The sequence below is a fragment of the Xanthomonas pisi DSM 18956 genome (assembly GCF_001010415.1).
GTDB lineage: Bacteria > Pseudomonadota > Gammaproteobacteria > Xanthomonadales > Xanthomonadaceae > Xanthomonas > Xanthomonas pisi.
Genome location: NZ_JPLE01000031.1, coordinates 18,085 through 35,941, shown reverse-complemented (window position 1 = coordinate 35,941; position 17,857 = coordinate 18,085). Strand labels below are relative to the sequence as shown.

The following is a 17,857-nucleotide window of genomic DNA, read 5'->3' as shown; positions in this document are numbered from 1 at the left end:
GGGCGGGGCAGGCTGGCCGTCCGGAAACGGCAGGGGGTTCTGTTCTGGCATCGCGGTCATTATCGCCCAGCCGGGCGTTGCCCGGCGTCCGTGGCCGGTGCAGGCGCCGCCGGTGCGGTATCGGGGACTGCCGCAGCATCGGGTAAGGGCGGGGCCGGCATGGCGTCGAGCAGCGCCTGTATCTCGTTCTGGGTCTGCTGCTGGTACCAGTGCCCGTCGCGCTTGATCAGCGCCACGGTCAGGTCGATGGCGTGCGCGGCCAGCGGATAGCGCAGCCGCACCTGGGCGCTATCGCCGTCCTGCTTGATCAACCCGGTGCGCAGCGCGTCCAGGCTGGTGTCGATCGACAGGTCGTAGCGCTCCAGCACCTTTTTGCACGCCGCCCAGAACGGCCCCAGCCGGCGCAGGCTTTCTTCCATGCCCAGCCGTTGCAGGTCGGCGTCGGAGGTGATGCCGGTGGCGCGGGCCGCAGCCACCAGGTCGGCGATGCTGGCCTTGGCGCGCGGGCGATCGGCCAGCGGCGCGGTGGCCGCCCAGGCACTCAGCGCGTCGACCAACTGCACGTAATGGGCGCGCTGCTCGGGCTGGTAATCGTTGCGGCTGCGCAGGTACTGCACGCCGAACTGGCCCAGCGACTGCGCCGCCTGGGCGATGCCGCGCGACTGCCCGGCCAGCTGCGCGTCGAAGGCCTGCTGCAGACGGCGCTCGGCATCGGGCGCCGACAACGACCCCAGCAGCGCACCGACCTCGTTGGGCAGCGGCAGCTCGGTCAGCGGCCAGCGGCTGGCGCCGCTACGCCAGGCCGCTTCCAGCTGGGTGTATTGCGCTGGCGTCACCCGGATCCGCGCGTACGCAACCAGATCGTTGCGCCGCAGCGGCAGGGTCATCGACTGCATTGCGGCCGCCGGTTCGGCGTTGGCGCCGGGCAAGGGGGCGGCAGTGTCGTTGCGCTGGCAGCCGCCGACGCACAGCGCAGCCAGCAACACCCATGCGATGGACTGACACCGGCCTGCGCGGACGGTAAATGGCGACATGCGCACGATGTTCCCCTGATCGATCGGCGCATCTTGCTGTCTGAATGCACTGGCGGCAAGGCGCGGCACGACCGTGCGCCACGGTATGGTTCAAAGATGTTACTTTTTCGTAGTTCCCGCGCGATGTCAGCCGGTGTCCAACATTGGCTGCTGTTGTCTTATTCGGACAACTTTGTCCACCAATCAGGTCACAACCCTTGTCCCAGCTATGTTTGGCGCAATGCTGCGGCGCATCATGTAAGCGCTTGCAGTTCCTGCTAGCGTGCGCGCCATCTCGCTTCGAGGTCGCCATCGGATGGGGCCGATGACATTCATGAGCCTGTGCGACACGAACGTTCTGCGCCAGCAGACCGTGCGCCCTGTGCTGGCGTGCGGCCGCCACCGCCTTGTTTTGGAGAAAGCGCCATGAGTCGGCCACGTTCGGAAGGCGGCAGCGTCACCATCAAGGATGTCGCGCGCGAGGCGCAGGTCTCGGTGGCCACGGTGTCGCGCACCATGAACGGGCATCAGCACGTGGCCGAGTCGGTGCGCGAACGCGTGCTGCAGGTGGCGCGGGCGCTGAATTACATCCCCCATCACGCTGCGCGCAGCCTGAGCAGCCGTCGCACCCACACCATCGGCGTGGTGCTGCCGGATCTGCATGGCGAGTTCTTTTCCGAATTGATCCGCGGCATCGACCAGGTGGCGCGCGACCAGGGCTACCACCTGTTGGTGTCCAGTTCGCACGGCGACCCGCAGGCGCAGCGCCGCGCACTCGAACGCCTGCCCGGGCGCGTGGATGGCGTGGTGGTGATGTCGCCGTCGCTGGGCGATTCTGGCGTGCATGAAGACGCGTTGCCCGGCGGCCTGCCGGCGGTGCTGCTCAACTGCGCCGGCAGCGCCAGCCAGCGTCCGGTGCTCAATGTCGACAACTACGGCGGCGCGCGGGTGATGACACGCCACCTGCGCGACAGCGGCCACCGCCGCATTGCCTTCATCGCCGGCCCGGCCGACAACTTCGATGCGCACGAGCGCCTGCGCGGCTATCGCGACGAGCTGGCGCTGGATGCCGACGCGCAGCCGTGGGTGTTGCCGGGCAACTTCGACGAGGCGTCCGGCTACCGTGCCGGGCAGGTGCTGGCCCAGGACGCGCGCCCGGACGCGGTGTTCGCCGCCAACGACATGATGGCGCTGGGCTGCCTGTTCGCGCTCGGCCATGCCGGGTTGAAGGTGCCGCACGACATCGCGTTGGCCGGCTTCGACGATGTGCCGATGGCGCGTTACGTGCTGCCGGCGCTGACCACCATGCGCGTGGACATCGCCGGGCTGGGCGCGCGTGCGCTGCGCCTGCTGCTCGGCCAGCAGCTGGTGGATGCGCCCGCGCCGCCCGCCGATGCCGCACCGCCGGCGTTTTCGGAAATGGTGCCCGAGCTGATCGTGCGTGCATCCAGTGCCCCGCGTGGCGCGGCTGGAGGCTAGACACATGCGCCACGTCGCATCTTCACGAATTCTTTGCGGTTTCTTATGTTTTTTATAACGCCTGCCGTTTGTTTGTTGCCGTCCTGCAGTCCTTGAAACAACGCACCACCCGCGCCACGCCGACCACTTTGCCGGTACGCGCCTGACCCCTGGGAGGGGGAAAGTCATGAAGAGCTACCGCACCGTGTCCACCCTGCCGGCACGCAGCCTGTTGTGCTGCGCCCTCGCCGCTTCGCTGTTGTCCGCCGCTCCGGCGATGGCCCAGTCCAGCAATGCCACCTTGCGCGGACAGGTCGCCACGTCCCAGGCAGGCACCACCGTGACCGCGACCAATGTCGCCAGCGGCGCAGTGCGACGGGTGACCACCGGTGCGGACGGTACCTATGCGCTGGTGGGCCTGCCGCCGGGCACCTACAAGGTGGAAGCCGGCCCGGGCACCGAGAAGACCGTGACCCTGTCGGTGGCCTCGTCGGTCAGCCTGGATCTGGGCGGCGGCGGCGAAGCGACGGCTCCGGCCGGCGACGCCACCACGCTGGACGCGGTGCAGGTCACCGCCACCACGCTGCAGGAGGTCAAGACTTCCGAGGTGGGCACCAATATCTCGTTGAAGCAGATCAACACGGTGCCGCAGCTGACGCGCAACTTCCTGGAATTTGCCGACACCGTGCCGGGCATGCAGTTCGAGACCGACGCCAACGGCAACAGCCGCATCCGCGGCGGTGCCCAGGCCAGCTCGGCGGTCAACGTCTATATCGATGGCGTGGGCCAGAAGAGCTACCTGTTCGGTGGCGTCTCCGGCCAGCAGCAGAGCGCGGGCAACCCGTTCCCGCAGCTGGCGATCGGCGAGTACAAGGTCATCACCTCCAACTACAAGGCCGAGTTCGACCAGGTGGGGTCGGCGGCGATCGTGGCCTCCACCAAGTCCGGCGGTAACGAATTCCACGGCGAGATCTTCGGGCGCACCACCAATACCGATTTCCGCGCGCGCCAGGCCGACGAGCGCGCCGGGGCACCCAATGCCGACGGCAGCAAGCGCAAGACCCACCAGGACGAATACGGCTTTGCGCTCAGCGGGCCGATCGTCAAGGACAAGGCGCACTTCTTCTTCAGCTACGAAGGCAAGGGCTTCGAGGTCTCGGCCAACCCGGTCGCAGTGCCGGACGCCTTCAGCGCACTGAGCGACGATTTGCCGGCCGGCGTGCAGAGTCGCCTGGGCTCGGTCACCCGTCCGTTCAACGAAGACCTGTACTTCGGCAAGATCGACTGGGACATCGGCGACAACGACCGCCTGGAGCTCACCGCCAAGGTGCGCGACGAAGAAAGCCGCGACAGCGTGGGCGACCAGAACACCGCCATCGCCGCCAAGATCAATCTCAACAGCGAAGATCGCTACGATCTGCGCTGGCAGCATTTCGGCGCCAACTACGTCAACGAAGCGCGGCTGTCGTACGAGGACGTGTTGTTCAACCCGACCGCCTACACCATCGGCAGCCAGACCGTGTATACGCGCGGCACCGCCGAAGACGACGTATTGCTCAACGACGATGCCACCAGCGGCCTGGCGATTCAGCGCAAGGGACAAAAAGGCCCGAGCTTCCAGAACGACCTGACCTTCAACAACATCGAGTGGCACGGCAGCCACGTCATCAAGATGGGCGTGAAGTACAAGGAAGTGGAGCTGACCCAGAGCGAAAACTCCGCCGCCAATCCGTCGTTCTACTACGCGGTGACCGATGGCGCAGGCACCGCGCCCATTCCCTACCAGGTGCGCTTCAATCTGCCGTTCGCCGGCGCCGCGCCGTCGGTGACCACCACCAGCAAGCAGCTGGGCCTGTACCTGCAGGACGATTGGGACGTCAACGACAAGCTGCAGTTGAACATCGGCGTGCGCTGGGACGGCGAGAAGATTCCGTCCTACCTGGACAACGTGACGCCGCCGGAAGTGATCGCCGCGTTGAACGGCCCCGGCACCGACCCGGCAGTCAGCGCTACCTATGCCGAACAACTGGCCAAGGGTGGCGTGAACATCAACGACTACATCAGCAACGGCCGCAATCGCAAACAGGACAACAACAACTTCGCGCCGCGCCTGGGCTTTTCCTACGACTTCCGTGGCGACGAATCGCTGGTGCTGTTCGGCGGCGCCGGGCGCAGCTACGACCGCAACCTGTTCGACATCATGGGCCTGGAGCAGGTCAAGTCGGCGCTGTCGCAGTACACCATCCGCTTCGTCGAGTCCTCCGGTTGCACCCCGGCCGTCGGCACCTGCACCAACTTCAACCCGGCCTTTGTCAGCAACCCGGACAGCCTGGGCGGACTGGTCGATGCACGTGTGCGCAACGGCGAGATCGATCTGCTCAACAACGATCTGAAGACGCCGTATTCGGACCAGTATTCGCTGGGCCTGCGCACCCGCGTGGGCGAGTGGAGCAACTCGGCCACGGTGTCGTACATCCACAGCAAGGATGGTTTGATCCTGACCTTGGGCAACCGCTATCCCAATGGCGATTTCTTCCAGGCCGGTGCGCAGCCATGGACCCAGGCACCGGCGGGCTTCGGCAACCTGATCATCGGCAACAACGGTGTCGAAACCAAGACCGCGCAGTTGCTGTTGTCCACCGACAAAGCCTACACCAAGGAAAGCGGCTGGGGCCTGACCGCGGCGTATACGTTCTCGCGCGCACGCGGCAACCGCGGCAACGACGATCAGTACGGCTTCGATGCCGCGACCATCGCCAACTACCCGTTCCTGGATCTGAACTCGGTGCCACGCCATCGGCTGGTGCTCACCGGCATCTACGATCTGTTCTGGGGCATCAGCGCCTCGGCCAAGCTGACCCTGGCCACAGTGGCGCCGCGCAACGAGGCGGTGTCGTTCGACCAGTACGGCGGCCAGCCGTCGGACAACATCCGCATCGTGTCGGTGGACGCACCGGGCGGCAAGTTCATCGCCGGCGGCGACATCTTCGGCACGCGCCAGCTGGATCTGTCGTTGTCCAAGGACATGCATGTCACCGAGGCGCTCACCGTGCAGGTGCGCGGCGATCTGATCAATGCGCTGAACTTCCGCAACTACGATCAGTACGCCATCGACTGGGGCGATGCCGGCGTGTACAACCCACGCGTGAGCATCAACCAGTACGGCGCGATCTCCACCCCGCCGCGCACCCTGTTTTTGAGCGCCCGCATCATCTGGTAAGCCGGCCCTGCGGTCTTCGACGACTGTTGCAGACCGCAGGTTTCGCACACGTCCTTCTTCCCCCCACGAAGATCGCGCCGTTCTGGACTGGTAACGCTTACTGGTCCGGCGCGGTGCATGCCGTGCAGCGCGCGCACTGACGCGCTGTGTGTGCTGCAACGCTTGCTGGTCTGTGGTTTTTGTTTGCAGTTGCTGTCGTTTGTTGCGTTGCCTGCTGTCCCCGTATCACTCACATCAAAGTACCAACCTCGACGCGCCAGTCACTTCACTGGTTCGCGCTTTACCCCTGGGAGGGGGAAAGTCATGAAGACTCACCGCACCGTCTCCACCCTGCCGGCACGCAGCCTGTTGTGCTGCGCCCTGGCTGCCTCGTTGTTCGCCACCACCCCGGCCATGGCCCAGTCCAGCAACGCCACGTTGCGCGGCCAGGTCGCCTCCGCACAGAGCGGCAGCGAAGTCGTCGTCACCAACCTCGCCACCGGCTCGGTGCGTCGCGCGCCGGTCAATGCGAACGGCAACTACACCATCGTCGGCTTGCAGCCGGGCACCTACAAGGTCGAATCCAACGGCGTCAGCCGCACGGTCACCTTGTCGGTCGCCTCCAGCGCCACCGTCGACCTGGGCGCCGAGACGGCCGCACCGGCCGGCGATGCGACCACGCTGGACACGGTGACGGTCAGCGCGCCGATGATTCGTGACGTCAAGACGTCGGAGGTGGGAAACACGGTGTCGCTAAGGCAGATTCAGCAGTTGCCGCAGGCCACGCGCAACTTCCTGGAGTTTGCCGACACCGTGCCGGGCATGGTGTTCACCATCGACCAGGACGGCAACACCAAGTTGCGTGGCGGTGCATCCAACGCCAGTTCCAGCAATCTGTATATCGACGGTGTGAGCCAGAAGAGCTACGTCTCGGGCGGCGGTATTGCCGGCCAGGACGAAACCCAGGGCAATCCGTTCCCGCAGCTCGCCATCGGCGAGTACAAGGTCATCACCTCCAACTACAAGGCCGAGTACGGCCAGATCAGCGGCGCGGCCATCACCGCGGCCACCAAGTCCGGTACCAACGAGTTCCACGGCGAGGCGTTCTACCGCTTCACCAACCAGGACCTGCGCAAGGAGCGTCCGGACGAAGAGAACGGCAAGGTCGACTCGCAAACCAAGGAATACGGCTTTGCCATCGGCGGGCCGCTGATCCAGGACCGCATGCATTTCTTCTTCGCCTACGAAGGCAAGGACAATGTAGCGCCGAAGAGCGTGCAGCCCAGTGCCGAAGCCTCGCCCTTCGTCGGCTTGTTGCCCTCGAACCTGCGCGATCAGTTCGGTGCGTCCAACATGCCGTTCACCGAAGACCTGTACTTCGGCAAGATCGACTTCGAGCCCACCGATAACGATCGTATCGAGCTGGCAACGCAGTACCGCGACGAAACCCAGGTCAGTAATGTCGGTGGCCAGAACGCACCGGACCGCGCGGTGGACAAGATCAACAAGGACAAGCGCACCAGCCTGCGCTGGCAGCATAGTGCCGACAGCTGGTTCAACGAAGCCATCCTCACCACCGAGGATTCGCGCAACGTGCCGACGCCGCGCGGCACTGGCAATGGGTCCATCTATACCTACATCGACCGTACCGAGGCCGATCCGCGCCAGTGGGTGTTCCTCAATACCGGCGCGGCCAGCGGCGAAGACTTCAAACTGCGTAGTCAGAAGGGCTGGTCGTTCCAGAACGATCTCACCTTCAACGCGCTGCAGTGGCATGGCGAGCACACCATCAAGACCGGCGTGACCTATCGCGACATCAAGCTGACCTCGCGCGAGTCCAGCTCGCTCAACCCCCAGTTCAGCTATGAGGTTGGCCAGAACGGCATCGCGCCGGTTCCGTTCCAGGTGCGCTACATCCGCGCGTTCGACAATCCCGGCCAGGTGCCGGTGGTGGAATCGCCGTCCAAGCAGTACGGCATCTACCTGCAGGACGACTGGGCGGTGAACGACAAGCTGATGCTCAACATCGGCGTACGTTACGACTACGAAGACACACCGGCGTACACCGACTTCGTGACCTCGCAGCCGTTTATCAATGCGCTGTATTCCGACGATCCGGACAACCCGGGCCAGCCATGGGCGAACCGCTTGTTGCCCAGCGGCATCAACGTGGCCGATTACATCAGCACCGGCAACAACCGTAAGAACTTCAAGGATGCCTGGGCGCCGCGCTTCGGTTTTTCGTACGACTTCTTCGGCGACGAGAGTGCAGTGCTGCATGGCGGTGCCGGCCGCTCCTACGATCGCAACCTGTTCGAACAGCTCGCGCTGGAATCGGTCAAGGCTGCGCTGTCGCCGGTGGTGGTGTATTTCAGCGATGCCGCCAGCGGGCAGCCCTGCTTCCGCGATGACCGCGTATGCACGCCGTGGAACCCGGGGTATCTCAGCGGGATTGATCAGCTCAACACCATCCCGGGCACTAACGACAGCTCCGAGCTTTTCATGTTCAAGAACAAGCTCAAGACTCCGTACAGCGATCAGTACAGCATCGGTATCAGCAATCAGGTAGGCGACTGGCTGACCGACGTCACCTTCCAGCGCGTGCTGGCCTACGATGGTCTGGTGATGAGCCTCGTCAACCGCTACCCGAACGGCGCGTATTTCGACGCCAATGGCAGCGTGCCGTGGGGCGAGCCGGTGCCGGGTTACCGCAACACCATCCTGGGCTACAACGGCCTGGAGCAACGCAGCAGCCAGGTCTTGCTGTCGGCCGAGAAGCCCTACACCAAGGAATCGGGCTGGGGCTTGAACCTGTCCTACACCCACACCAGCGCGCGCCAGAACCGCACCATCGACGAGCCGTTCGCGTTCGACAAAGCCACCATCCGCGACTATCCGTTCGTGAAGTCCGATGCCGTGTCGGCACATCGCTTCGTCGCATCCGGCTCCATCGATGGCCCGTGGGGCGTGACATTCGGTGCCAAGCTGGTGCTGGCAACGCCCGAGCCGATCAACACGATCGCCTGCTACGGCTTCACCGATCCGGACGGTGGCACCTGCCAGGCAGTGGGCGTGACCCCGCCGGGCAACGGCAAGTTCCTGTTGGGTGGCAAGATCTGGGGCTACCGCACCGTGGACCTGCAGGCCAACAAGGAGTTCACGGTGGTGGGCGATTTCAAGCTCAACGCACGCATCAACGTGCTCAACGCCTTCAACTTCAAGAACTTCACCCAGTACCAGTACAACAGCTTCGGCAGCGACGGTCGTTTGCAGCCCGATATCACCGTGGTCGACAACGGCGAAATCAGCTACGTGCCACGCAGTGTCGTGCTGGAAGTTGGCGCCAAGTTCTGATGCAGCCCAACGCCGTGTGACTGCGCTGTGCTGGCATATGATCCGAACGGGGCCGATTGGCCCCGTTCGCTTGTTGATGGTTTCCACTTTCGTACAGGATCGAATGCAGCATGATCCCCGCTCCACTTCGCAACATCGTCATCGTCGGTGGTGGCACCGCCGGCTGGATGGCCGCCGCAGCCTTCGCGCGCGTGCTTGGCCCCACCTTCAACGTGCAGCTGATCGAGTCCGAACAGCTCGGCACCGTCGGTGTGGGCGAAGCCACCGTGCCGCACATCAAGGCCTTCAATAACCTGCTCGGCATCGATGAAGCCGAGTTCGTGCGCCAGACCCAGGGCAGCTTCAAGCTGGGTATCGAGTTCGTCGACTGGCAACGCCCGGGCACGGCGTATCTCCACGGGTTCGGTACGCAGATCGGGCACCCGCTCGGGCTGCTGCCGTTCCACCAGTACTGGATCAAGCAGCACGCGCGCGGCAAGGCGCAGCCGCTGGGTGCCTATACGCTCAACACCGTGGCCGCGGTGCGCGGCAAGTTCATGACCTCGGCCGGCGATGTGCCGGCCAATTCGCCGCTGGCTAATATCGCCTATGCATATCACTTCGATGCCACGCAGTACGCGCGCTTCTTGCGCACTTACGCCGAACAGCGCGGCGTCACCCGTATCGAAGGCCTGGTCGAGCAGGTGCAGCTGCATGCGGACAGCGGCCACGTGCAATCGCTGCAGCTGGCCTCCGGGCAGGTCGTCAGCGGCGACCTGTTCATCGACTGCTCCGGCTTCCGCGGGCTGTTGATCGAAGAAGCGCTGCACACCGGCTACAACGACTTCACCCATTGGCTGCCCTGCGACCGCGCCCTGGCGGTGCCGAGCGAAAACGTCGGCCCGCCCACGCCGTATACGCGCTCCACCGCGCGCGCGGCCGGCTGGCAGTGGCGCATCCCGCTGCAGCACCGCACCGGCAACGGCTATGTGTACTCCAGCGCGCACATCAGCGACGACGAAGCCGCCGCCACGCTACTCGCCAACCTGGAGGGCAAGCCGCTGGCCGACCCGCGCCCGCTGCGCTTCACCACCGGCCGGCGCAAGCAGTTCTGGAACCGCAATGTAGTGGCGCTGGGCCTGGCCAGCGGCTTCCTGGAACCGCTGGAATCGACCAGCATCCATCTGATCCAGGCCGGCATTTCCCGGCTGCTGGAGCTGTTTCCGCGCGAGGGCATCAGCCCGGTGCTGGTGCAGCGCTACAACAACCGGCTGGCGTTCGAGTTCGACCGCATCCGCGATTTCCTGGTGCTGCATTACCACGCCACCGAGCGCGACGACAGCGCGTTCTGGCGCCACTGCCGCACCATGCCGATCACCCCGGAGCTGCAGACCACGCTGGACCTGTTCCGCGACAGCGGGCGCTTCTACCGCAATGCCGAGGAGATGTTCGCCGAGATCAGCTGGGTGCAGGTGATGGTCGGCCAGGGCATCCTGCCGCGGGGCTACCACCCGCTGGTGGACCAGGTGCCCGATCACGACGCCGAACGCTTCCTGGCCAGCGTGGCGCAGACCATCGGCCACTGCGTGGACGTCATGCCGACCCACCAGCAGTTCATTGATCGCTACTGCAAGGCAGCGGCGCCGCGTTGAGCGACGGCACCGCCGACGCAGTCGCTGCAAGCACCGATCGGCAGGCAAAAAAAAGGACCGGGCACAAGGCCCGATCCCTTCGAAAACCGGGACAAGCCCGGTGGACAATGAGTGGCACAGCTTCCGACTGACATCGGACGAGGGGCATCGTACGCAGGCTTTAACGTTAAAGCAACACTTTAATTCTATCGCTTTAACTTATTGATTTTGCTCGCTTGCACCATGCGCAGCGTGCACTATCCCCATGCTCCGTCAGTGCTGCTCCGCTCGCAGCACTGCCTGGATCTCGGCCTGGATCGCATTCGCCGCAGCGGCCGGATCGGCAGCCAGGCGGATCGGGCGGCCGACCACGATGGCGTCGGCGCCGTCGTGGAAGGCCTGCGCCACACCCACGGTGCGCTGCTGATCGTCGCCGACCGGGCCGCCGGGGCGGATGCCGGGGCAGACGATCGAAAACCCTGCGCCGGTGGCACGGCGGATCGGGCCGGCCTCCTGGCCGGAGGCGATCACTCCGTCGATGCCGGCGGCCTGCGCGGCCAGCGCGCGCTCCACCACCACCTCCACCGGTTCGCGGTCGATGCCCATCGCCGCCAGGTCCGGCCGGCCCATCGAGGTCAGCACGGTCACCGCCAGCAGGCGCATGTCGCCGTGGTTGGCCTCGGCGGCGGCCTGCAGCATGCCGGCGTGCCAGCCGTGCACGGTGCAATAGCTCACCGGCCACTGCGCCAGGCGGCGGATGGTGCCGGCCACGGTGGCCGGGATGTCGAAGAACTTCAGGTCCACGAACACGCGCTTGTCGCGCCTGGCCAGGGCGTCGAGCACCTGGAAGTACTCGCCAGAGGCCAGCAGCTCCATGCCGATCTTGTAGAAGGACACCGACTCGCCCAGGCGGTCGACCCAGGCGATCGCCTCGTCGTGGCCGGGCACATCCAGCGCAAAGATCAGCCGCTCATGCGCGGCCAGCGGCAACGGGGCGCGGCTCATCGGGCCACCTCCAGCGCGGCGCGCTTGGCATCGTGGCGCTGCTGCCAGGGCTGGGCGTAATCGTTGTTGAACTGCGCCGGCTCCCAGCCGCCGTAGCTGGGGTTGGGCAGCATCCACCAGCGCTCGCCGAACCAGTCGTGGTATTGCTGCAGCAGCGCGCCACGCGCCTGGCCGGTGTTGGCGGTGACCTGCACGAAGTCGCCCAGCTGGTCGCCGAACTGCATCAGCACGCGGTACTTCTGGCCGGCCAGCTGGCGCCGGCAGTTCTTCTCGCTGCCGTTCTGCTCGCAGCCCTGGACCACGGTGCCAAGGCCCAGGAACACGCTGTCATCGGCCACCGGCAGCCCGACGCTGCGCAGGTTGGCCAGCGTGGCGTCCTTGAGGTGCACGGCGCGGTTGGAGATGTAGACCAGGGTGATGCCGCGGGCGTTGGCGGCCTTGGCGAAATCCACCACGCCCGGGATCGCTGTGGCCTTCTTCTCCGCCACCCACTGGTCCCAACTCAGCTCGTCGTATTCCTTGCCGTAGCGCAGCAGGCGCGCCTGGTACGGCGAGTTGTCCAGCACCGTCTCGTCCACGTCCAGCACCACGGCCGGCTTCAGCCCGGTGGCGGCATTGCCGCGTTCCTCGGGCACCAGCGCGTCCCAGTTGGGCTGCTTCAGCGCAGCGTCCAGCTTGTCGGCAGCGGCGCGGTAGGTCTGCTCGGCCACGGCGCGGTATTCCTCCGAGCGCTGCATCCACAGCACCGCGTTGAGGTTGTCGTCGCCGGCCGGCACGGTGGCGGCTGCGGGCGGCGTGGCGGTCTTGGCTGCGGCGGCGCCGGCGGCCGCATTGGCGGACACGGCCGCGTCCTGCGCGCGCTGCGCGAGCTCCTTATCGCCGGGTTTGCAGGCGCTCAGGGCCAGCGCAGTGCAGGCGAGCAGGGACAACGGGGCGTAAAGCGAGGGGCGCATGGCATCCACCAGGACAGGAGCGGCAATGAAGACCGCGATTTTAGCGGGTTCGCGCCGCCCCGCCCGCTCCGGCCGACGGCAGTGCTGCGGGGCAGCGGCACGTGCGCACGCACGGCGACGTGGCCACCGTGGGATTTGCTGGCGTTGCACGCGTGCTTCATGCGCCTGCGACGACTGACGGCCGCTTCGATCCCGTTGCCGCTCTGGCTGCCCTGCATGGGATCGCGGCCTGAAGAACGCCAATGCAGGATCGGCATATGCTTGTGCGCTGATTGCCCCGGAGTCGCCCCCATGACAGATGTACCTTCCCCGCCCGTCCTCGATACCGCCCAGGCCCGCGTGCTTGGCTGCCTGATCGAAAAAGAGGCGACCACGCCGGATGCGTATCCGCTCACGGTCAACGCCGCGCAGGTGGCCGCCAACCAGAAGACCGCACGCGAGCCGGTGCTGAACCTGCAGACCGGCGTGGTGCATCACGCCCTGCGTCAACTCGAAACCCTGGGGCTGGTCCGCCAGCAGTTCTCCTCGCGCGCCGAGCGTTACGAACACCGGCTGGGCAGCGTGCTGGATCTGACGCGCCAGCAGGTGGCCCTGATCGGCCTGTTGCTGCTGCGCGGCCCGCAGACGCTGGGCGAGCTGTTCGCGCGTAGCGAGCGGTTGGCGCGCTTCAACGATGCCGACGACGTGCGCCATCACCTGGACCGGCTGATCCAGCGCGGCCTGGCGGTGCAACTGCCGCGCGCCAGCGGCCAGCGCGAGGACCGCTACATGCATCTGCTCAGCGGCGAGCTGGATCTGGACGCACTGCAGGCCGCAGCTGCCACGCGCGAGAGCACGCCGCGCGGCGCCGACAGCGCTGCCCTGGAAGCGCGCGTGCAGAGCCTGGAAGAGCAAGTGCAGGAACTGCGCGAGCAGGTGACCGCGCTGCTTACCCGCCTGGGCGAGTAAGCGCAGGAAGCGAAGCGCTCGCCCCGCCGCCAGTCGCACGCGGCCAATGCCTGGTGCGGCACGGCCCGCGCGTGCACTGCGGTAACTGCGCGCCGTCCCTGACAACTGCCCGCCACGGTGCGAGCCGCTCCGGGCAGGTCACCGCTCGGCACTGACGGATCACACCGTCGCCGGCACCCGTTCCAGCACGCCGCCCGCATAGTCGGCCTGGAACGGCAGGTCCGGCCGATGCACATAGCCGATGAAGCAATCGCACCGCGTATTGGGGCAGCTGCGGGCACGCAGCTGCGCGGCGAAACTGCCGTCGTAGAGATTGCCCAGCGGCGTAGCGACGAAGTGGCAGCGCCGCACGGTGCCATCGCCATCCACCGACAGCACCGACTCGCCGGTCAGGCAGGGCGCGCCGAAGCTGGGCGGCGGGGCGAGGTTATAGCCGAAATGCGGATCGATCCGGCTCAAACGCTGCACTTGCTCGGGCGTGTAGTAGTTCGGCGGGCGCGGATCGAAGGCGTTGAGCCACATCGGCGTGGCGGCAGGCAGTGCAGCACGTAGCGCCTCGATCTCGTCCATGTGCGCGTGCGAGGCGACCATGCCCACGCTGTGGCGCACGCCGCGTTCGCGCAATGCCTGGCAGCGCCGCAGGAAGGCCGCGCGCGTCACCTGGCTGGGATGGTAGGTGCACCACAGCGCCAGGCGGTCGAGATTGGCCGCGTCCAGCCAGCGCATGCCTGTGCACAGGTTGGTCTGGATCGCCACGCGGCGCAGCTGCGGCAACTGGCTCAGCTGCACCATCGCGTCGCGGTAATGCCGCCGCACCAGACCCTCGCCCCAGGGCGTGAACAGGATCGACAACGGCCGCGTCTGTGCCTGCGCCCAGCCGACGAACCGCGCCAGATCCTGCGCATCGCGGCGCAGCGCGGCGGGGCTGTCGTAGGTCTTGGCGAACGGGCAGTAATCGCAGGCGTAATTGCAGCTGCTCAGCCGTCCCCGATAGAGCAATGACAGATGCATCGGCCGCTTACCCGACCTGGTACTGCTGCATGCGCTCGACAATCGGCGCAGAGGTCAGCCACGGGCCGATGGTGTCGGCCCGCTCCATGCCTGCGGCGGTGAGCGACAACAGTGCTCCGTGCTGCTGCGCCAGCCCCAGCGCCAGCAACTCCTGCAGCTGCGGCAAGGCCTGCAGGCAATCCAGGCCGAAGCGCTGACGGAAGTCGTCGCGGTCCAGCCCCGGGAACACCAGCAACGACTGGATCGCATGCCGCCGCATGGCATCGTCGGCATCCAGCGCGATGCCGTAGTCGGCGCAGGCGAAGCTGGCCGGATCGCGCGCCAGGTAGTGATCGAGAATCTCCGCCACCGAGCGCCGGCTGACACCGTATTCGCTGGAGTAATGCAGGCCGGCGGTATACGAGCGCGCGCCGCAGCCGATGCCCACCATGCCATCGCTCTGGCAGCAGTACACCGGCGCGTCGCTATCGCGCGCATGCGGGGCGCGGAACATGCGCATCGAGACCTGCGTGTAGCCGGCCGCCAGCAGATGATCGCGTCCGGCCCGGTACAGCACCAGGCGCTCGTCCAGCGGCTCGGGTTGCAGCACGAAGCTGCGTCGCCCGCCGCTCTTGGCCTCGATCCGGCCCAGGCCGGTCATCGGCCGCACGTACAGCGGATACAGATACAGCTCTTCGGGCGCATGCCGCAGTGCGCTGTCGATGGAGGCCAGGAAGCTGTCCACGGTCTGCCCGGCGATGCCATAGATCAGATCCAGATTCAGCGTCGGGATGTCCTGGGCGCGAATGGTGGCGATCGCCCGCTCCACCGTGTCGCGCTGCTGCGGCCGCACCAGTGCGCTCACTTCGGCGGCGCTGAAACTCTGGATGCCCATGCTGACCCGATCGATGCCGGCCTGCCGGCAGACCCGCAGCCGCTCGGCATCCACGGTTTCCGGCGAGACCTCGATGCCGGCCGGAATGGTGTCCAGCGCAATCGTCGCGTGCTGCGCCACCATGTCGAACACGCGCTGCAATTGCGGAGGAGTCAGATAACTCGGCGTGCCGCCGCCCATCGCAAAGCGCACGAAGCGGTGCGTGCCCAAGGCCTGCACGGTGGCGCGCAATTGCTGCTCCATCTGCAGCAGATAGGCCTCCACCTGCGCCGCTGCCGGGCGTGCCAGCGCGAACAGGTTGCAGAACCCGCAGCGGTACGAGCAGAACGGGATATGCAGGTACAGAAACAGCGCCTGCCGGGGTTCGTCGGCCCAGACCTGCGACAACGGCACGGCCGGCTGCAGCGGCCGGTAACTGGTCTTGTGCGGATACGAGTACGAATAGGCCTGATAGGGCGGCTGGCGCAGCAACTCGGCCAACGAAGGCAGGCTCATGGGGTCACCAGGAAATGGGCATAAGGCACGGTCATCACCACCTCGTGGGCCAGGCGATGGCCATGGTAGCCATCCTCGCCGTAGGCCGTGCCGTGATCGGAACAGACGATGGCAAACGCACCACCACGCGCACGCAGTGCGGCAAACAACGGCGCCAGCGCCGCATCCACATAGCGCAGCGCGGCGCAGTGGCTGTCGAAGTCGTCGCGTACCGCGCCGGGGAGGTAATGGCAATTGGGCTGATGCAGGGCCGAGACGTTGATGAAGAGAAAACAGCGGGTATCGCGCAGGGCGGGATCGCCCAGGCGTGCGCAGGCCAGGGCGACCTGGCGCTCGGTCGAATCGGCGGCAGCGACGCCAAACGCCGGCGACCAGTGGCTCTCGCCGAACAGGCCGGGCAACTGCGCACCGAGCGCGTTGGCCTTGTTGAAGAAGCCGGTGCCACCGATGCACAGCGTGTGATACCCGCAGCGCGACAGCCCATCGACGATATCGCCGCTGTCGGCGAACACCTGGGTCTGCGCGACGATGGTCTCGCTGCCGTCGAAGGCCAGCGCGAACAGGCGCGGGTGCGGGCCCTGGCGCGCAGGGGTGGGTAAAAACCCGGCGAAAAAGGCCATGTGGGCCGCGTAGGTAAAGCTGCCTGGCGTGTGCCGCCGCTCCCAGCCATCGGCCGGCAGGTACGGCGCCAGCACCGGCAGCTCGCCCTGTGCAAAACAGCGCTGCGCAGCGTCGTAGCGCAGCGTATCCAAGGTGATCAGCACGATGTCGTACGCACCGACGATGGCGCGCATGTCCGGCAGCGTCTCAACCATGCCGGCGGTTCTCGCAATCGGTGTCGGCGGCGCTGCCGACGGTGGCGCCAAGTGCCGCCTGATCCTCGTAAGTCGTGCGCCCCTGCCAGCGCAGCTGCGGCAGCAGGTCGCCAAAGCCGTTGGCTTCCAGCACATGGCAGCACCCGGCGCGCTGGATCAGGTCGAAACCGATCATGCGACAGTCGGCAAACGCGCTGGCCGCCTGCGCCACGGTGCTGGCTACCGCCGCATCCACGTCGGCACGCTGCCAGGCCTGCGCCGGCAGGCGCCGGTTGCCCAGGTGCAGATTGGTCAGCGGGCCGCGGCTGGCACGCGCCACACGCTGCCGCGCCGCACCGTCGAACGCGATCACGCGCAGGTCGTAGTGATAGCCGGGCAGGCCAGGCGCGCGCGGCTTGGGAATCCACCGCTCCAGGTAAGCGCCCTGCGCGGCGATCGCATCCACCAGCGGCGCGATCTCCTCGGTGCGGGTATAGCGGCGCTGGCGCAATGCGTTGAACACCCGCACCTGGCCGTCCTGCACCACCAGCTCGGCCGAGCCGCTGGCGATCTGGCGCCCATCGCGGTGCCAGCGATACGCCAGCACCCCCGCGCCGGACGATCCGTAGCGCGGCTTGAGAAATGCCTGGTTGCAGCCGCTCGCCTGCAGGCGTTCGCGCAGGCTGGCGTAGCTGTCGACCGTGCCCAGCAGGGCAGGCACGGTGACGCCTGCCGCAGCCAGGCGCTGCTGGCAGCCAAGCTTGTCGGTCATTGCCAGCAGATCCGCCGGTGGATTCAGATAGCGCGCCGCCGGCAAGGTCGCAAACAGGTCAGCAAACCCCGCGTGCCACAGATGCTGATGCGCCAGTTCGCCATGCGCCAATGGCGCAGGTGCCGGCCCAGGCCGGCCCAGACACTGCCAACCGCGCACGATCAGCGCCTGATGCAAGCCCGGCGCCTCGCCCGGCGATTCCAGCTTGACCAGCGCGGCCGGATGCCGCGCCAGCCACTCCTGCAACGGCGCTGTGGTGTCCAGCAGCTGCAGATAATCGAACACCTTGGCCGCAGGCTGTCCCTGCGCCTGCAATGCCTGCTGCAGGGCAGCAACCCTGCGGCTGTCCCGTGGCCCCACCACGACCCAAT

At 66.5% G+C, this 17,857-nt stretch carries 12 protein-coding genes; 5 read left to right on the top strand and 7 right to left on the bottom strand.

Annotated features, from left to right (window positions below; all coding sequences use genetic code 11):
* Positions 1-59 precede the first annotated feature (59 nt).
* Positions 60-1,034, bottom strand: coding sequence for a hypothetical protein (locus Y887_RS08100; protein ID WP_046963856.1), 975 nt, complete (start codon positions 1,032-1,034; stop codon positions 60-62).
* A gap of 405 nt (positions 1,035-1,439) precedes the next feature.
* Here Y887_RS08100 and Y887_RS08095 point away from each other — a divergent pair, with 405 nt between their 5' ends.
* The 4 genes from Y887_RS08095 to Y887_RS08080 all read left to right on the top strand — a co-directional run bounded on the left by Y887_RS08095 (position 1,440) and on the right by Y887_RS08080 (position 10,655).
* Positions 1,440-2,492, top strand: a complete 1,053-nt coding sequence (locus Y887_RS08095) for a LacI family DNA-binding transcriptional regulator (protein ID WP_046963852.1) — start codon at positions 1,440-1,442, stop codon at positions 2,490-2,492.
* Positions 2,493-2,658: 166 nt separating this feature from the next.
* On the top strand, positions 2,659-5,691 hold the full coding sequence (locus tag Y887_RS08090) for a TonB-dependent receptor (protein ID WP_046963851.1): 3,033 nt from the start codon (positions 2,659-2,661) through the stop codon (positions 5,689-5,691).
* 303 nt (positions 5,692-5,994) lie between these two features.
* Positions 5,995-9,024, top strand: a complete 3,030-nt coding sequence (locus Y887_RS08085) for a TonB-dependent receptor (protein WP_046963850.1) — start codon at positions 5,995-5,997, stop codon at positions 9,022-9,024.
* Positions 9,025-9,134: 110 nt separating this feature from the next.
* Positions 9,135-10,655 carry a tryptophan halogenase family protein gene (locus Y887_RS08080; RefSeq protein WP_046963849.1) on the top strand — a complete coding sequence of 507 codons (1,521 nt, stop codon included), beginning with the start codon at positions 9,135-9,137 and terminating at the stop codon, positions 10,653-10,655.
* Positions 10,656-10,907: 252 nt separating this feature from the next.
* Here the strand turns inward: Y887_RS08080 and pyrF are convergent, their stop codons facing one another.
* Positions 10,908-11,639: an orotidine-5'-phosphate decarboxylase gene (gene pyrF / locus Y887_RS08075; protein ID WP_046963848.1), complete on the bottom strand. Its 732-nt coding sequence runs from the start codon at positions 11,637-11,639 to the stop codon at positions 10,908-10,910.
* Positions 11,636-12,601: an HAD family acid phosphatase gene (locus Y887_RS08070; protein ID WP_046963847.1), complete on the bottom strand. Its 966-nt coding sequence runs from the start codon at positions 12,599-12,601 to the stop codon at positions 11,636-11,638. Before Y887_RS08070 ends, pyrF begins: the two co-directional genes overlap by 4 nt.
* 282 nt (positions 12,602-12,883) lie before the next feature.
* On the opposite strand from Y887_RS08070, the gene Y887_RS08065 reads away from it, so the two are divergent.
* The gene (locus Y887_RS08065; RefSeq protein WP_024937645.1) at positions 12,884-13,540 is read left to right on the top strand and encodes a YceH family protein; all 657 of its coding nucleotides are present in this window, start codon (positions 12,884-12,886) and stop codon (positions 13,538-13,540) included.
* A 159-nt stretch (positions 13,541-13,699) separates the two neighbouring features.
* Here the strand turns inward: Y887_RS08065 and Y887_RS08060 are convergent, their stop codons facing one another.
* Genes Y887_RS08060 through Y887_RS08045 form a run of 4 tightly spaced genes read right to left on the bottom strand, consistent with a single transcriptional unit; the run spans position 13,700 to position 17,849 of the window.
* Positions 13,700-14,551 (bottom strand): STM4011 family radical SAM protein, encoded by an 852-nt coding sequence (locus Y887_RS08060; RefSeq protein ID WP_024937646.1) that lies wholly within the window; start codon positions 14,549-14,551, stop codon positions 13,700-13,702.
* 7 nt (positions 14,552-14,558) lie between these two features.
* Positions 14,559-15,920 carry an STM4012 family radical SAM protein gene (locus tag Y887_RS08055; RefSeq protein ID WP_046963846.1) on the bottom strand — a complete coding sequence of 454 codons (1,362 nt, stop codon included), beginning with the start codon at positions 15,918-15,920 and terminating at the stop codon, positions 14,559-14,561.
* Positions 15,917-16,735, bottom strand: a complete 819-nt coding sequence (locus Y887_RS08050) for an STM4013/SEN3800 family hydrolase (protein ID WP_046963845.1) — start codon at positions 16,733-16,735, stop codon at positions 15,917-15,919. Before Y887_RS08050 ends, Y887_RS08055 begins: the two co-directional genes overlap by 4 nt.
* Complete coding sequence (locus Y887_RS08045; protein WP_046963855.1) at positions 16,728-17,849, bottom strand: STM4014 family protein; 1,122 nt, start codon at positions 17,847-17,849, stop codon at positions 16,728-16,730. The genes Y887_RS08050 and Y887_RS08045 overlap by 8 nt, the downstream gene beginning before the upstream one ends.
* Positions 17,850-17,857: the final 8 nt, after the last annotated feature.

What these genes read in the sequence shown, in the direction of transcription:
- Y887_RS08100 (WP_046963856.1), bottom strand. Translation starts at nt 1,034, where the DNA reads ATGTCGCCATTTACCGTCCGCGCAGGCCGGTGTCAGTCCATCGCATGG.
- Y887_RS08095 (WP_046963852.1), top strand. Translation starts at nt 1,440, where the DNA reads ATGAGTCGGCCACGTTCGGAAGGCGGCAGCGTCACCATCAAGGATGTC.
- Y887_RS08090 (WP_046963851.1), top strand. Translation starts at nt 2,659, where the DNA reads ATGAAGAGCTACCGCACCGTGTCCACCCTGCCGGCACGCAGCCTGTTG.
- Y887_RS08085 (WP_046963850.1), top strand. Translation starts at nt 5,995, where the DNA reads ATGAAGACTCACCGCACCGTCTCCACCCTGCCGGCACGCAGCCTGTTG.
- Y887_RS08080 (WP_046963849.1), top strand. Translation starts at nt 9,135, where the DNA reads ATGATCCCCGCTCCACTTCGCAACATCGTCATCGTCGGTGGTGGCACC.
- pyrF (WP_046963848.1), bottom strand. Translation starts at nt 11,639, where the DNA reads ATGAGCCGCGCCCCGTTGCCGCTGGCCGCGCATGAGCGGCTGATCTTT.
- Y887_RS08065 (WP_024937645.1), top strand. Translation starts at nt 12,884, where the DNA reads ATGACAGATGTACCTTCCCCGCCCGTCCTCGATACCGCCCAGGCCCGC.
- Y887_RS08060 (WP_024937646.1), bottom strand. Translation starts at nt 14,551, where the DNA reads ATGCATCTGTCATTGCTCTATCGGGGACGGCTGAGCAGCTGCAATTAC.
- Y887_RS08055 (WP_046963846.1), bottom strand. Translation starts at nt 15,920, where the DNA reads ATGAGCCTGCCTTCGTTGGCCGAGTTGCTGCGCCAGCCGCCCTATCAG.
- Y887_RS08050 (WP_046963845.1), bottom strand. Translation starts at nt 16,735, where the DNA reads ATGGTTGAGACGCTGCCGGACATGCGCGCCATCGTCGGTGCGTACGAC.